This is a genomic window from Saccharospirillum salsuginis (assembly GCF_014651855.1).
GTDB lineage: Bacteria > Pseudomonadota > Gammaproteobacteria > Pseudomonadales > Natronospirillaceae > Saccharospirillum > Saccharospirillum salsuginis.
Genome location: NZ_BMXR01000006.1, coordinates 266,606 through 281,754 on the forward strand (window position 1 = coordinate 266,606; position 15,149 = coordinate 281,754).

General features: G+C 60.6%; 12 protein-coding genes. 5 read left to right on the forward strand and 7 right to left on the reverse strand.

All coding sequences use genetic code 11. From position 1 onward, the window contains the following. Positions 1–316: 316 nt before the first annotated feature. Together IE111_RS13575 and IE111_RS13580 are read right to left on the reverse strand one after the other, a co-directional pair. A complete protein-coding gene (locus IE111_RS13575; RefSeq protein WP_229805353.1) occupies positions 317–1,765 on the reverse strand; it encodes a sigma-54-dependent transcriptional regulator in 1,449 nt (482 codons plus the stop codon). Beyond that, complete coding sequence (locus tag IE111_RS13580; protein WP_229805354.1) at positions 1,762–3,441, reverse strand: transporter substrate-binding domain-containing protein; 1,680 nt, start codon at positions 3,439–3,441, stop codon at positions 1,762–1,764. Before IE111_RS13580 ends, IE111_RS13575 begins: the two co-directional genes overlap by 4 nt. A gap of 516 nt (positions 3,442–3,957) precedes the next feature. Here IE111_RS13580 and IE111_RS13585 point away from each other — a divergent pair. Beyond that, entirely contained in the window at positions 3,958–4,812 is an 855-nt protein-coding gene (locus IE111_RS13585) for a GNAT family N-acetyltransferase (RefSeq protein WP_189609590.1), read from the forward strand. 6 nt (positions 4,813–4,818) lie between these two features. Here the strand turns inward: IE111_RS13585 and IE111_RS13590 are convergent, their stop codons facing one another. From IE111_RS13590 to rimK, 3 genes are all read right to left on the reverse strand, one after another. Next, positions 4,819–7,737 carry a hypothetical protein gene (locus IE111_RS13590; RefSeq protein WP_189609592.1) on the reverse strand — a complete coding sequence of 973 codons (2,919 nt, stop codon included), beginning with the start codon at positions 7,735–7,737 and terminating at the stop codon, positions 4,819–4,821. 212 nt (positions 7,738–7,949) lie between these two features. Continuing rightward, a complete protein-coding gene (locus IE111_RS13595) occupies positions 7,950–8,960 on the reverse strand; it encodes a succinylglutamate desuccinylase/aspartoacylase family protein (protein WP_189609594.1) in 1,011 nt (336 codons plus the stop codon). Next, positions 8,957–9,859, reverse strand: coding sequence for a 30S ribosomal protein S6--L-glutamate ligase (gene rimK, locus IE111_RS13600; RefSeq protein WP_189609596.1), 903 nt, complete (start codon positions 9,857–9,859; stop codon positions 8,957–8,959). The genes IE111_RS13595 and rimK overlap by 4 nt, the downstream gene beginning before the upstream one ends. 228 nt (positions 9,860–10,087) lie before the next feature. Here rimK and IE111_RS13605 point away from each other — a divergent pair, with 228 nt between their 5' ends. Next, positions 10,088–10,324, forward strand: coding sequence for a hypothetical protein (locus tag IE111_RS13605; protein ID WP_189609598.1), 237 nt, complete (start codon positions 10,088–10,090; stop codon positions 10,322–10,324). Further along, complete coding sequence (locus IE111_RS13610; RefSeq protein ID WP_229805355.1) at positions 10,314–10,766, forward strand: GNAT family N-acetyltransferase; 453 nt, start codon at positions 10,314–10,316, stop codon at positions 10,764–10,766. The genes IE111_RS13605 and IE111_RS13610 overlap by 11 nt, the downstream gene beginning before the upstream one ends. Before the next feature lie 55 nt (positions 10,767–10,821). Here IE111_RS13610 and IE111_RS13615 read toward each other — a convergent pair whose 3' ends face one another. After that, positions 10,822–11,247, reverse strand: coding sequence for a MarR family winged helix-turn-helix transcriptional regulator (locus IE111_RS13615; protein ID WP_229805356.1), 426 nt, complete (start codon positions 11,245–11,247; stop codon positions 10,822–10,824). Between the two features lie 262 nt (positions 11,248–11,509). On the opposite strand from IE111_RS13615, the gene IE111_RS13620 reads away from it, so the two are divergent. Beyond that, on the forward strand, positions 11,510–11,932 hold the full coding sequence (locus tag IE111_RS13620; RefSeq protein WP_229805357.1) for a hypothetical protein: 423 nt from the start codon (positions 11,510–11,512) through the stop codon (positions 11,930–11,932). Positions 11,933–12,102: 170 nt separating this feature from the next. Next, on the forward strand, positions 12,103–13,464 hold the full coding sequence (locus IE111_RS13625) for a magnesium transporter (protein WP_189609602.1): 1,362 nt from the start codon (positions 12,103–12,105) through the stop codon (positions 13,462–13,464). Positions 13,465–13,596: 132 nt separating this feature from the next. Here the strand turns inward: IE111_RS13625 and IE111_RS13630 are convergent, their stop codons facing one another. Next, entirely contained in the window at positions 13,597–15,111 is a 1,515-nt protein-coding gene (locus IE111_RS13630; protein WP_189609604.1) for a putative bifunctional diguanylate cyclase/phosphodiesterase, read from the reverse strand. Between the last annotated feature and the right edge of the window lie 38 nt (positions 15,112–15,149).

The following is a 15,149-nucleotide window of genomic DNA, read 5'->3' on the forward strand; positions in this document are numbered from 1 at the left end:
TTTGTATCGTTACACCTGAAACCCGTGCAGTAGAGCGGTTCCCGGGACTTGATGGTGCCGATGAGCGTCCCGGTATCGTTATAACCTATGGAATAGCGTTGTGGTTTCGGGGGTGTGGCCGCCTCGCACCGACATGCATCAATGCTCCATCAATGGGCGGACGATTGTCTCGATACGGTGCCGAACGAATCGGCGGGAGGCGGCGCGAGGTGTCGGCTGGGGGGTGGAACGCGGCGATGCACCGGAACGGGGCGAAAGACCGCCGCGAACGGCGGTTTATAACTTATGGAATAATTATAACCAATGGAATAATGGGTTATTCGGGCTCGATGCCGTTCTTCAGGTTGTCGCGCAGTCGCTTCAGTCGCTTGCTCAGGGCCGGCTGCGAAATGCCCAAAATGCGGGCGGCGATGGACTGGTTGTAGTCGGCGCGGTGCATGGCTTCCTGAATCAGGATCTCGTCCATTTCCGCTAGGGTAGGCAGGCGGTTGTCCGGCGCGAACTGAACCAGGGTATCGTGCTTGCCCGGTGTGCCTTCGGGCGGGCGGTCGCGCAGCAGCTGCAAATCGCTGGCCCGCATCGGTCCCTGCTGGTGGCGGCTGATGGCGTCGAAGGCCATGGCGCGCAGCTCGCGAATGTTGCCGGGGAAGTCGTAATTCTGCAGCGCAGCCCAGAGTTCCGGTGTGTACTCCGGCGCCGGTTTGCCCATGTCCTCGGCGGCCTGTTCGGCGAAATAGGTGAACAGCAGACGGATGTCCTCGCGCCGGGCGCGCAACGGTGGAATCTGCACCTGGTGGGTACAGAGCCGGTAATAGAGGTCGCGCCGGAACCGGCCCTCGCGCTGGTGTTCGGCCAGGTCCTGATGGGTGGCGACGAAGATGCGCGCCTGCATCCGCTTGGGCCGGTCCGCGCCCATGGGGTAATACTCGCCTTCCTGCAGCAGGCGCAGCAGCTTGATCTGGGAGCTGTGGCTCAGATCGCCGATTTCATCCAGAAACAGGGTGCCGCCGGAGGCTTCCTCGACCAGGCCGGCGCGTTCGGTTTCGGCGCCGGTGAAGGCGCCCTTGCGATGGCCGAACAGGGTGTCGTTGAAAATCTGGTCATCCAGCCCGGCGACGTTCACCGTGACCAGCTTGCCCTTGCGCCCACTGATGGCGTGGACGGCGCGGGCGATCAATTCCTTGCCGGTGCCGCTTTCACCGCAGATCATCAATGGTTGGGAACTGCGCGCCACCGATTCCAGGTATTGAAACACCGAGGCCATGCTGCGGCTTTGAGTCAGAATGTCGGAAAAGGCTTCGGGGGAATCCAGGCGGCGGCTCAACACCCGATGCCTTAACTCCTGGTTCTCGCGTTTGATTTCCTGCAGCTGGATGGCGCGCTTGATGCCTTCCAGCAGTCGGGCCGACTCGGTGGTTTTCACGTAGAAATCGAAGGCCCCGAGACGCAGGCATTCGACCGCCGTCTCAATCTGGTTCAAACCGCTGATGATGACCACGGCGACGTCCGGAAACGCCTCGGTCAGTTCACTCAGCAGTTCCTTGCCGCTTTTATGCGGCATGTTCAGATCGAGCAGGACCACGCCGATGGAATGCGTCTCCAGCATGTCCATCGCCTGACGGCTGTCCTGGCAATAATAGAGGTGGTTGATGCCGCCCTTGCGTTCGAGCATCAGCCCCAGGCTGCGATGGTAGGACGGCTCGTCGTCGACCAGCAGGATGCCGAATTCGGGATAGAGGCTGTCTTTCAAGGCGGTGCTGTTCATGCCGTCTCGTTCCTGTTCCACGGAAAGGTGACTTCGACCCGGGTGCCGGCGCCGGGTTTGGAGTGAAAGCGAATCTCGCCATCATAAGCGTTGATGATGCCGGCCGAAACCGACAGGCCCAGCCCGGTGCCGCCCTGTTCGCGTTTGGTGGTGAAGAAGGGATCGGTCAGGTTGGCCATGGCCTCCGGCGGGATGCCGCAGCCTTCGTCGTGCACGGCGAGTACGATGCGTTGACTGCCGTGGTCGATGCGGGTTTCGACTTTCACGCCGTGTTGCGGATCCGGCAGCGCCTGGCAGGCGTTGATGATGAGGTTGATCACCACTTGCTCGATGCGCTGGGCATTGCCGAGCATCGACGGCAGGTAGGGGTCCAGCAACAGGTTGAATTTGTTGGTGTAACCGCGAATGGTCACGTCCAGCAGGCGGGCGGCGGTGGACACCACTTCGTTCAGGTTGATCGGCTCGGCGGTGTCGGTCGCTTCCTGGCGGGCGAAGTCGCGCAGGTCGTTGACGATGCGTTTGATGCGCTGGGCACCCTCGTTCATTTCATTCAGCACGTAGGGGATTTCATCGCGGATACGCTGGTAGTCGACCCCGCCGATGTCGAAGCCGCCGTTTTCGGCATAGAATCGGTCGAGCAGGGGCATGCTGTCTTCCCAGGCGTCTTTGAGCATCGGCAGGTTCAGCAGGATCAAACCGCTGGGGTTGTTGATCTCGTGCGCCACGCCCGAGACCAGGGTGCCGAGCGAACTCATCTTGTCGGCCTGAATCAGTTGCTGTTGTTGTTGCTTCACTTCTTCGGTGCGGCGTTCGACCTGGCGTTGCAGCGTGCGGATCCAGATGGTCACGATGCCGATGCCGAGCAACAACACGGCGTAGACGATGCCGGCGCCGATGGCTATCCATTGCCAGTTTTGGGTGTCCGGGGTTTCCAGTGTGCCCAGCCATTTGTCGTAGATTTCCTGCTGGCGACCGGTGTTTTTCAGGATGGCCAGGCCTTCGGAAAACAGGGCGAGGGTTTCTTCGTTGCCTTTGCGAACGGCGTAGCCATAGGGCTGGGGTTTCAGCGGCCGCCAGACGACGCCGATGTTGGACAGCTTGTGTTCACGGCTGAAGTAGAGGCTGGGCAGGGTGGCGCCGAGGGCATAATCGTAGTTGCCGGCCGCCAACTGACGCAGGGCGTCGGAGTGGGCGCGCACCGGTATGATGTCGACGCCGTAATCGTTCTCGCGCAGGAAGTCGTGCACGATGCCTTCGTTCTGCACCACGACCGATTTGCCGGCCAGGTCGTCGTAGCTTTCCGGTTCGGGGTCGCCTTTCCGGGCGAAGAAGGAATAATTAACAATGACCGAGGGTGCGCTGAACGAGAACTGTTTTTCGCGTTCTTCGGAGGCGACCATGCCCTGCAAGACGTCCATGTCGCCGTTTTCGAGGGCGGCGCGCATTTCGGACCAGCTGGCGAGGGTGATGTCGACGTCGATGCCCATGACTTCGGCGATGGCGCGGGTCATGTCGACGTTGTAGCCGGCGATGTTGCCTTCTTTGTCGATGAATTCGTAGGGCGGGTAGCTGTCGTCGCCGCCGACGCGGATGACCGGCGCGTTTTCGGCCAGCAGCATGCCGGCCGGGGTCAGGACCAGCAAACACTGTAAGGCTAGGTTCACAATGGCGCGCAAGACGACTCCCGTGGCTGTCCTGGAGCTCCTCGGCAAGCGGGAACGGACAAGGTTAGAATGGTGGTTTATCGGATGTTCTTGTTTGAGCCGCTAAGAATATCGGCTTCGTCTGTAATGGGCAAAGGCGGTGGTGGCCTTGCGGCTTAAATAACCCTGTTCAGTGGCAGAACCCGCGCCGGTGACCGGGTGGTCATCCTCGGGGTCGCCGTGAACCCGTCCATGGGGGCTTGGCGGCAGCATCCTTGCTGCCGACATCCCCGATGATGACCACCCGGTCGCCGTCGCTAGCCTTCCGCGGGAAAAAATAGGAAGTTAGAGTAGTAGGTTGGATTAGCGCGTGAGTGCGTAATCCAACATCCATACCGTGCCCGTGAAGCAGACCGTGCCAACGACGAACCTGTTGGATTACGCCTTCGGCTACCGAAGCGTCGGACCGATCCAACCTACTGTTCTCCGATGGCCTCCTAGCGTATCGGAAAGAATCTGAATTGAGTCCATAACCGACAAGGAATCCCTATGCATGCACGATTATTGACCGAAGCCGATCAACCTCGGCTCGAATCATTTTTGAAACAACACACCGACCGTTCACTGTTCCTGCTCAACAATTTGAGCCGATCCGGACTGGTGGCGGGTGATGAGCCCTATCATGGCCAGTATTGGGGGGCGTTCGAGGGCGATGAGCTTGTGGGCGCAGCGGCTTTGTATTGGAACGGCATGATCATTCCCTCGGCGCCTGAAGGATTGGAGGCGTTGGCGGAGGTGATCCAGCGGGAGGCGGATCGGCCGATTGCGGGGTTTGTCGGGGATCAGAGCCAGGTTGATTGGTTGGCGGAATGGTTTGGATGTCGGGTTTTTCGTGTGAACAGTCCGGAGCGGTTGTTTGCCCTTGAACTGACTCATCTTGAGGAGCCTGAGATGCTCAAGGACCCCGATATCGAGTGTCGTCTGGCTACGCCGGAGGATCAGGATCAGTTGGTGCAGTGGCGGCTGGATTACGATGTGGAATTGATGGGGGCCGATTATTCGGAGCAGGCGCGTGAGCGGGCCGAAGCCAATATAAGTAAGGATATTCAGAGCGGTGTGAGTTATGTGTTGGCTCGCTCCGGGGTTCCGGTGGCGATGTCCTGCTTCAATGCCGCTCTGGACACTGTGGTTCAGATCGGGGGTGTGTTCACACCGCCGAGTGAGCGTGGCAAAGGCTATGGCCGGGCTGTGGTGGCCGGTTCCCTGCTGCAGGCGCGCGAGCGGGGTGTGGGGCGTTCCATTCTGTTTACCGGTTTTAGCAATGAGCCGGCACAGCGCGCGTATCAGGCGTTGGGTTACCGGCCCATCGGGGCGTTTTGTTTGAAGGTTTTGAAGGTGGACTGAGCCTGATCAGTCCAGCGTCAATTCAAACGGGTAGCTGCGTTCGGCCCGTTGTTCGGCCAACAGCAGTTGCAACCGGTCAGGTCTGTCCGCGACCTTGACCCAGAGCACGGGCTCGCCAAACCCGTTCGACAGGCTGACGTCGTTGTCGACCCGTTCGCCTACGGCGTCGAAGGCCTGTACGGACAGCAGTCGGTCGGTCTGGCCGTCGATGTGCAGGCCGATTTCCCCGGTTCGCCATTCCCGGACTTCGACTGCCATCTTGCCGTCGGACCAGCGGCTCCCCGGTTGGGTGGGCAGCGCTTCCGTCGCGATCGCGAGCGGCGCCTGGAAGCGGATCTGCCCGAGTATCGAGGTGGGCTTCTCGCCTTCGTATTCCGACAGTTGGAGCGTCGCATCACCACGCCACCAGGGGCGTTCCGGGTCCGGTACGAACTCGCCGTTGTTCCAGTATCCGCCGTCCGGTCCCAGGGCTACGGGGGTGGAGGCGTTCAAGGCCCGGGTTCGGCCATCGGGCAAACGGGCTGTGTTGAAGGTCACCACCGCTCCGGCCAGTTGGTGCGCCACGGGCAGAGTGTTCGGCACGTAGAGCTGCATTTGCGCGTAGAGCCCCTGAAAATCGGACACGTCCAGGCGCTGAATGGCCAGCCGGCCCGGTCCGGTCGTCACTTCCTGTTCCGGTTCGTTGAAGGCATATTCGACCGTCGGTGGCGAGGCTTCGACGGTGCGTTCGAATACATTCGCCTCGACGGGAGAAATCGTTGGCGGCGCGGTGTTGAAGTCGGACGTCATCGACGGGTAGGCGCTGGCCAGGTTGAACGGGAAGGTGACGGTTTCCAGTTCGGTGGCGATGAAGACTTCGACCTGGTTGGCTTCGCCCTGTATGGAGATCGATGCGTTCTTGCCGCCCCCGAACCAATTGTCGCCCCAGCTGCTGCTCGACTCGCTCAGTACCTCACCGGCCTCGTTCAGACCGCGCACCGCCAGCAACCGATGCGTTTCGCCGCTCAATTGATAGGACAGTGTCGAAGCGTTGCTTTCGGAAAAGTGCAGACGAACGTTGTCGGTTTCGACGACACGACCGAGGAGCGGTGTCTGGACGACAAAACGTTGAACCTGTGTCGGCATGCGGTATTCGATGAGGCCACGGATACTGGCGACTTGCTCGGCCGTTACACCCTCGGCCAACGGCACGGTTTTCTCGCCCGTGACCGTCGGGTATTGCACCGATTCCCCGTCCTTGAATCCAAAACCCTCGGAGACCCGGTTCAGAGTCATGGTTTCCAATGGCCGACCCGGTTTGCAACGGCCCGGCTCCAGCAACGATTCGCCGTTGGCGTCCGTCACGCCATGGAGGGTCAGGCTCACCAATTCCGAACGCGAGGCCAGATTGGGCAAACCACGGCCTTCGGCTTCAATATGAACCCTGAGTTGCCCCTCCTCGTTCAACGTCAACTTGCTGACCGCCAGACCAAAGGGACCGTCCGTCCAGGCCATCGAGGCGTCGTTGTCGGAAAACCCGGAAAAGGCTTGCAGGTCCGAGCGGCTGGCCGGTTCGAATATCGTCGGATTGTCCTCGATGCGTTCTTCCGGCACAGCCTGGCCCGGCCGGGACGCGACCCCGAACATCCGACCGGCCGACGCGGCTACCAGATTGCGGATTTCGTCGTCGAAATCGGAATCGAACCGCATGACGCCACTGACTTCTCCCGGAGCCTGGTCCAGTGATATCCGGTCGAACAGGTCGGCCAGATCGGGCCACTCCTTCGTCGCCGATGCTCGTACGGATGCCAAAGCGGTTTTCGCGCTCTCATAGGTTTGTTGCAGGAAATCGGGGTTATCGCTGAACAGTGTCGCGTCCACCGACAATCCCGGAGGCAGCAGAGTGGGCGCCGCGCTGAGAATGATCGACCGGGCAGGCGCCGCGGCTTCACCGGCGCCGGCCATCAGCATGCCGGGCAAACCGGGCAGGGTATTTCCCATCCGTTTCGGGCCGAACACCGCCACCGTCGCCAGGCTCGTATCCGCCCGGGCACGCCAGTCACCCAGAGCACTCGCCGCGGTCGCGTTCGTATCCAGACGCCGTGTCAGGTCCGGTAATCGCTCCGCCGACGTCATAACCAGCCGACTCGGCTCCAGACGCATCGCTTGGAGCGGCGAGGGTTCGCAGGTGTGCTGGTTCAACCAGGAAAAATAAACCGTCCGCGTCGACTCATCGACCCGCTCAACCTCGAACCGCTCATTCAGCCAGGCCCGCACCGATTGAGTATCGAAATCGCCCAGAATAACCAACGCCACATTCGGCTCGGCTTGCGACGTATACAGCCCCAGCAGAACATCCGACACATCGCGACGCGCATCCAGACCGAACCGCGCCAGCGTGCTCCACAAACCCTGGGCATCGCTCAGCAACGCATCCGAATCCGGCGCCCCGAACAACCGCTCCTCCAATGCCGTCGCCCGCTTCACATCCACACTCGCCAGCGCCACCAGATCCTCACTGGCCAACGCCGCCGCCGTCCGATTGCGATACTCCGTATCCTCATCGAACGACCAGATCGGATAGCTCCACCAGGCCGCGCCACCGGCCACGAACAACAGCAGAATAAACACCCAGGCCGTCACTTTCAGACCCAGACGGGAACGCGGATCGTCACCCGAATCCGGCACCGTTTGCGAAGGCGACTCCGCATCGAACTCCGGCTCTGCCGCGATGTGCAACACCGCCCCCGCCTTCTCGAACGCCGCCACATATCGACGCGCCTGCTCCCGCGTACCAACACGGCGAATGGGCACGGGCTTACCGGAAAAGAGTTTTTGTTCGATCAGTCGCGGGGATTTCTTCAGAAGCTTGGACAGGGACTCAACCACGTCAGCCTGGTCCTTGCCTTCCTTCAACTCTCCCTTGAATATCAGCTTGAATGTCATAGATGTTCCCAATTGTGTTTTGTTGTTTTTTTATTTCACGGTGTCACCAGAGGTTATTTGTGTCCAAGGGCTAGCAGCGGGAGGTCGGGATGCTCCGGCGGGGATGTCTGCGGCATGGATGCCGCAGCCAAGCCTACATGGACGTATACACGGCGACCCCGTCGGAGTATCCCGGCCTACCGATGCGGGTTCCTGCCACCCAAGACCAACAACTAGGTCCCGTATTCTGGCCCCAACTCCTCATGGAATTGCTCCACCTGATTCGCCACATCCTCATGCATCCCCCGATACCGGGCAATGTGAAACAACGCATCCCCCTCGTACACCATCGCCAACTGCGTAAAGCCCACGATAATGCCCGCCCGGGTCGCCCGCACCTCGGTCGCCTGCATCGTACTCGGCCCGATGATGCGCGCCAGCAACTGATTCTTCTTGATGTAGGTGCCCGGCTTCACCAGCACATGAAACACCCCCGAATCCTGCGCCCGCTCCCAATAGGAACTGTCGGCCACCGCCTGGTCCGCCGGCACCTTCGGCATGCCACGCAGCATACCCAGATGCATCATCACATTGGTGATGCCGCGCTTGCCGGCGCGAATGCTGATTTCATCCAGCCGCAGCGCTTCGCCCGCCTCGTAGACGATAACCGGAATGCCGTTATCCCCGGCCGCCTGACGCAGGGAACCGTCGCGCAGTTCGCTGTTGAGGATCAGTGGTACGCCGAAGGCATTGGCCATGCCTTCGGCGGTTTCGTCGGTATCCAGATTGGCGCGGATTTGCGGCACGTTGAACCGGTGAATAGCGGCGGTGTGCAGGTCGATGCCGTAGTCGGACTTCATCACCACTTCCTGCATCAACACCTCGGCCACCCGAGCGGCCAGCGAGCCCTTGGCGGATCCGGGAAAGACCCGGTTCAGATCACGCCGGTCCGGCAGGTAACGCGAACCCATGCCGAAACCGTGCACATTGACCACGGGCACAACGATGACCGTGCCCATCAGACTGCTCAGTTTGCGGCTGCGCATGAAACGCCGGATGATTTCCAGGCCGTTCAACTCGTCGCCGTGCATGGCGGCGGTGATGAACAGGGTCGGGCCCGGTTTGCGGCTGCGACGGACGAAGGCATGCATGATCGCCTCCGAACCACCGGGCGCGCCCGGCAAGGGCAGCGGAATATTGTGCCATTGGCCCGGTGCCAGGCTGGATGGTTCGATCAGGCTCATGCTTCCACGCGTTTTTTCGGTTTGTCGACGATGTTCTTCTCGATGTGCTGGATAATCAGGCTGGCGACATCCTTGCCGGTCGCTGTCTCGATGCCCTCCAGCCCGGGCGAGGAGTTCACCTCCATCACCACCGGGCCGTGATTGGAGCGCAGGATATCGACACCCGCCACTTCCAGGCCCATGACCTTGGCGGCGCGCACGGCGGTCTTGCGTTCCTCCGGCGTGATCTTGATCACCGAGGCGGAGCCGCCGCGATGCAGATTGGAACGGAACTCGCCGGGCTCGGCCTGCCGCTTGATCGCGGCCACCACTTTGTCACCGATGACGAAGCAGCGGATGTCGGCTCCGCCGGCTTCCTTGATGTATTCCTGCACCAGAATGTTGGTGTCCAGCCCGAGGAACGCCTCGATCACGCTCTCCGCCGCCTTGCGGGTCTCGCACAGCACCACGCCGATGCCCTGGGTGCCTTCCAGCAGCTTGACCACCAGCGGCGCGCCGCCGACCATCTGGATCAGGTCCGGCACTTCGTCCGGGCTGTGGGCGAAGCCCGTGACCGGCAGGCCGATGCCCTTGCGCGCCAGCATCTGCATCGAGCGCAGCTTGTCGCGCGAGCGGGAAATGGCCAGGGAACTGTTCATGGTCTTGGTGCCCATCATCTCGAACTGGCGCACCACGGCCGTACCGTAAAAGGTGATGGACGAGCCGATGCGGGGAATGATGGCATCGACGTGTTCCAGGGCTTCGCCTTTGTAATGAATGGACGGCCGATGCGAGGCGATGTTCATATAACACCGCAGTGTGTCGATCACGCGGACTTCATGACCTCGCGCCTCGCAAGCCGCTACCAGGCGCTGGTTGGAATAGTTGTTCGGCTCGCGGGACAGCACTGCCAGTTTCATTTGGAACTCCCAATTGAGAAATGGTATATCAGATCGATCAGCCCACAGTATAGGGCTCATGGCTTGCAGAGGAAGCGATGAACAGAGCCTCACATCATCGTCGATCTATGTTAGCTTGCCAAGGTACTACACATTGGTCCGTTCATCTTAGTCAGTATGCGGGCATTTTGCCGACACACCGGTCACCCCAGGCTAAACGGGGGACACAAGTCATAAGGGAGTTACGACATGAAACTGTTTCTGGTTTTGGTGGCCGGGTTGCTGGCCAGTTGGTGGTTGATGGGGCAACCCGTCGAGACCTGGGCCTGGGCGGAGCACGCTCACTGGGGCGTTAAGGGATTCGGCGGGGCCTTGGTACTCTATCTGTGGAGTAAGCTGTTTGGCTCGCCGTTGGCCAGCCGAAGCGGCAGCCCCGGCTATTGGGATGGTGGCGGCGGCTCGGACGGCGGTGGCGATGGCGGATGATGCCGTGCAGGTGACTCCCGGTCTTCGACGTGCCCGACCGGGTGATGCGGCTCAACTGCACCCCCTGCTGGATCAACTGGGCTATGTCATGGACATCGATCGTCTCGCGGCGCGGTTGGCGTGGTTCGCCGCCGATGCGAGCAGCCCCGTCTGGGTGGCCGAATACAAGGGACGAGTAGTGGGCTGTATCGCCTGCCACCTGACACCACCCTTGCATCAGGTCGAACCGTTGGGACGAATTACCGCCCTGGTCGTGGATGAGAACCTGCGTGGTCTGGGCATTGGCAAAGCGCTGGTGAACGAGGCGGACGACTTCTTTCGAAGCCAGGGGTGCCTGGCCGCCGAACTGACCAGCAGCGACCACCGTTTGGCGGCGCATGCGTTTTACGAGGCTCGGGGATACCGAGCCGACAAGCGTCGATTCCTGAAATCGTTCGATTAAAGTCGGGAGGGGAGCTTCTCGCCGACACATGAGCCTGTACTTCGGTTTTTCCGGCTCAATCCGCTTCGTTGATATCCTGCATCATGCCAATAAAGGCATCCTGGTTCTCTTTCGGTAACCGGGAGAGATAGTGGTCGTTCACCCGTCGCGCCAGATCGGTCAGCGGTTTTTCCAGCGCACGACCTTTCTCCGTCAGGTAGATGCGGAATGTACGGCGACTGTTCGGGTCGGTTCGACGTTCGATCAGCCCCAGAATTTCCAGCTTGTCCAGAATTCGGGTCGTGGTGTAGTGCTCGGTCATGCAAGCCTTGGCGAGTTCCGTCTGGGACAGACCCTCCTGTTCCCAAAGCAGAAACAGGGTCGGCCAATAGCTGATTTTCAGATCGTATTTCTTCAGCTCCGAATCCAGCCGGGCAGCCATCTTGCGCGCCAGAACAGCCACGTGCCAGCCCAGACTTTCTCTCCGATTCAGTTCAACCAAAACGTCATACTCACTGCATTTACTGTGTGGCCCCATGGGTACAAGGCAAGATTGCCCGAACTAATTAGCAATTGCAAAAGTTGCAATTGCAACTAATATGGAGTCGAATGAAGCGATTGGGCCGTTACCGGAACACCTGGATCGGAATTGCGATCGATGCACTGGCGGTGACGACCGTGTGTACGGATTTGGCCCTGACATCCATGAATAGGAGGCACGAATGATGACACACCGTATCCATGCTATTGCCGGTGTATTGGCTATGACGCTGATCAGTCTGTTTATGGCCGCTACACTCTACTCGGAGATGTTTGCCGATCACGAATCGATAGCAACGGTCAAAAGCCTGATCGTCGCGCCCGGTCTGTTTATCCTGATTCCCTGCCTTATGGCTGTGGGCGGTTCAGGGTTTCGCTTGGCCAGGGAGCGAGGTGGCCGGTGGGTGGCCGTGAAAAAGAAACGTATGCCGTTCATCGCGATGAATGGTCTTCTGGTTTTGATTCCCTGTGCGATTGTGTTGAATACCTGGGCGGGGCAAGGGCGCTTTGATGGTGCCTTTTATGCGCTGCAGTCGGTGGAACTGCTGGCCGGTGCCGTTAATCTGGGGCTGATGAGCCTCAACCTGAGGGACGGCTTGAAGCTGGCTGGTCGATTGAGAACGCCGGTGGCCGCACCCTCCCGTTAAACACCGACGTCGCGCAAAGACCACGACCTGTATGCATCCGAAACCGGTCAACGGAGCGTACCGGTCCTTGAGTCAACAAGCGCTCATCACCGCCGGGCTTCCCGCCCAGGCATGCTATAGTAAGTGCTTGTTTGCTCTACTTTTTCCCGGGATCGGATCAGGACACGCTCATGTCGACACGCGAAGACACCCTGCAGGAACACGTTGAATTCTGGCTTGAAGAGTTGGCCGAGGAACGACCGGCCAGCCGCGAGTGGTTCGAAGGGCTGTCCGAGGCCGATATCGCCTTCGCACTGGAGTGTATGCCGTTCGAGCAGCGGCTGACCGTCTGGCAGGCCGTGCCGCCGGCCCTGCGGGGTGCTGTCCTGGTTGAATTGCACGACGAGCACCGGCGCTCGTTGCTGAAAGCGGCGCCGCCGGACGCCTTGTTGCAGTGGCTGGGGCGGACCGACCCGGAAGACCTGCTCGAACTGATGGACGACCTGCCGGGCCAGCTTGGTCGCAAGGTGTTGCGTCGACTCGATCAGGAAGAGCGCGAGCAGTTGCAGGCGGCCCTCGGTTACGACGACAACCAGCTCGGCCGTTGGCTCAGCTTCAATGTCATCACCGCCGAAGCGGAAACCCCCGGGCGACTGTTCCGCAAGGCGCTGCGTGAGACCGGGTTGCCGGAGATGACCGATGTCATAGTACTGGTCGACGAGGACGGACGCTACAAGGGCTGTCTGTCGCTGGACGCGGCCATGCAGACGCCGACTCAGGCACCACTCAGCCGCTTTATCGACCCGGACATCCTGCCGCTCAATCCCGCCTTGTCGTTGCACGACGGCGCCCAGAAAGTCCACAGTGCGGACCGGGCCATGCTGCCGGTGGTCGACGAAAACGGCACTGTGCTGGGCCGCTTTACCGCTCGCGACGCGCTCGATGTCATTGTCGAGGAGCAGGAAAAGCAGATGATGCAACTCAGTGGCGGCGGCCTGGAAGAGGAAGACCTGTTTTCGCCGCTGCGGCGGGCGGTGCCCAAGCGCAGTGTCTGGCTGGGCATCAATCTGGTCACGGCTTTGCTGGCGGCCTGGGTGATCGGTCTGTTCGAAGCGGCCCTGTCGCAGTGGGTGGCACTGGCGGTGATGATGCCGGTGGTCGCCAGCATGGGCGGCATCGCCGGCAGTCAGACCCTGGGGCTGGCCATACGCGGTCTGGCGACCGGCCAACTGGGGGCGGCCAACGTGACCAGTCTGATGCGCAAGGAGATGCTGGTCGGCGTCGTCAATGCCATCGTCTGGGCCATCGTGATCGGGCTGGTGGCCAGTTGGTGGTTCGGCAGTGCGGCTTTGATGTGGGTGATCGCCTTTGCCATCCTGGTCAATCTGCTGGCCGCTGCGGCGGCCGGTGTTGCCATACCCTGGGTGTTGTCACGGATGAAGATCGATCCGGCCCTGGCCGGTTCGGTCGTGCTCACCACCGTGACCGATGTCGTCGGTTTTTTTGCCTTTCTGGGGACGGCGTCGCTGGTGCTGAAATTCGTTGGAGCTTAATCGCGTAGGGTGGGCACCGCCCACCGGTGAGCTGGGTTAAGCCATCGGTCATTGTTTTTGGCAACATGATTTGAGCAGCCGACAGGCACAATGCTTCGGCCAACTGTTCTTCCCCGGTGGGCCGTGCCCACCCTACCGGTATGGTTGAGCGGTGGCGTTGTCTTTTTCCAGCAAGGCTTTCAATTCACCGATCGGCATCGGTTTGGCGAAATAATACCCCTGCATGGTGGCGCAGCCGAACTGGGTCAGGAAGGCGGCCTGGTCGGCGGTTTCCACGCCTTCGGCCACCACGTCCAGTGACAACACGCGCGCCATCGCCAGTATTGTTTGGGTGATGACCTCATCGTTGCGGTCCTGGGGAATATCCTGGATAAAACTGCGGTCGATTTTAAGCTCGCTCAGCGGCAGTTGCTTGAGCATCGCCAGCGAGGAATAGCCGGTGCCGAAATCGTCCATTGAAAAGGCGATGCCCTGTTGGCGCCAGGCTTCCATGGCCGCCAGCGTGGCTTGCAGGTTTTCCATGGCGGCCGTTTCGGTGATTTCCAGAATCAACGCCGGTCTCTGTTCCGGCTTGGACCGGGCCCGGTCGAACAGACGTTGCATCAGGTGCTGGTCCAGCAAGGCTTTCCGGGACAGGTTGATCGACAGGCGCGGCAGTTGAAGATGACCGATGCCCGCCTGTCGCATTTCCTCCAGGGCGCGCGTCAGCACGAATTCGGTGATGACGCTGATCAGGCCCTGCTCTTCGGCCAGGGGGATGAATTCGGCCGGCGACACATAACCACGCTTGGGGTGATGCCAGCGAATCAATACCTCGGCCCCGATCCAGAGATCGCGTTCCATGTTCCATTGAGGTTGGTACACCAACTCGAAACTCAGGTCGTCGCAGGCCTGTTTGAGGTCCTTGGTCAGCGCCAGTCGTTCCATCAGACGGAATTTCAGATCCTCGTTGAAGACGGCATGCTGGTCCCGCCCGTGCGTCTTGGCGTGAAACAGCGCCATGTCGGCGTGGCGCATCAGATCCCGAGCTGTCCCGCCATCGGAGGGGTGAAAACTGGTCCCGGTACAGAGTGTGTGTTTGGACAGGCTCGGGTGGTCACTGGTTCGGGTCAGTTCGCGTTGCAGCTGATCGAGTGTCTCCCGCGCGGTTTTCTTGTCCAGCTTTGCGGGCGACAACAGGCCGAATTCATCCCCGCCCAGCCGGGCGATGTACCAGTCTTCATCCAGAAACCGGTCCAGCGAGCGACGCAGCGCAAGCAGCAGGTCGTCGCCTTCGGCATGGCCGTGTTCATCGTTCAGGTCCTGGAAATGGTCGACGTCGAGAATGCTGGTGCAGAAATACTGGTTGGCGTGTCGGCAGCGTTCGTTGAGTTCCGCCTCGAAAGCCTGGCGGTTGGGCAGGTGGGTCAGCGGGTCTTCCAGAGCGACGGTGCGCAGACGTTTCAGCGAGCGCAGCACCAGACCATACAGCAGCAGGCCCGTGACCAGAACGAACAGCCAGCCTTTGACGGTTTGCGCCCGGTTGCGCCAGAACGGATCCTCGAATGCCATGTTGACCGCCTGATCCGAGAACAGGATCCAGAGTCCGCTGACGAGGATGTACAACAAGGCGATGCGTTTCGCCGGTTTCAGCAGGGAATCGTGCATCTGCAACCGTGTCCTTAGGTGGTGGCCCCTATCCGTTT

Bases quoted from the DNA above. Each gene is read 5' to 3' on its own strand.
- IE111_RS13575 (WP_229805353.1), bottom strand. From the start codon at position 1,765: ATGAACAGCACCGCCTTGAAAGACAGCCTCTATCCCGAATTCGGCATC.
- IE111_RS13585 (WP_189609590.1), top strand. From the start codon at position 3,958: ATGCATGCACGATTATTGACCGAAGCCGATCAACCTCGGCTCGAATCA.
- IE111_RS13590 (WP_189609592.1), bottom strand. From the start codon at position 7,737: ATGACATTCAAGCTGATATTCAAGGGAGAGTTGAAGGAAGGCAAGGAC.
- IE111_RS13595 (WP_189609594.1), bottom strand. From the start codon at position 8,960: ATGAGCCTGATCGAACCATCCAGCCTGGCACCGGGCCAATGGCACAAT.
- rimK (WP_189609596.1), bottom strand. From the start codon at position 9,859: ATGAAACTGGCAGTGCTGTCCCGCGAGCCGAACAACTATTCCAACCAG.
- IE111_RS13605 (WP_189609598.1), top strand. From the start codon at position 10,088: ATGAAACTGTTTCTGGTTTTGGTGGCCGGGTTGCTGGCCAGTTGGTGG.
- IE111_RS13610 (WP_229805355.1), top strand. From the start codon at position 10,314: ATGGCGGATGATGCCGTGCAGGTGACTCCCGGTCTTCGACGTGCCCGA.
- IE111_RS13620 (WP_229805357.1), top strand. From the start codon at position 11,510: ATGACGCTGATCAGTCTGTTTATGGCCGCTACACTCTACTCGGAGATG.
- IE111_RS13625 (WP_189609602.1), top strand. From the start codon at position 12,103: ATGTCGACACGCGAAGACACCCTGCAGGAACACGTTGAATTCTGGCTT.
- IE111_RS13630 (WP_189609604.1), bottom strand. From the start codon at position 15,111: ATGCACGATTCCCTGCTGAAACCGGCGAAACGCATCGCCTTGTTGTAC.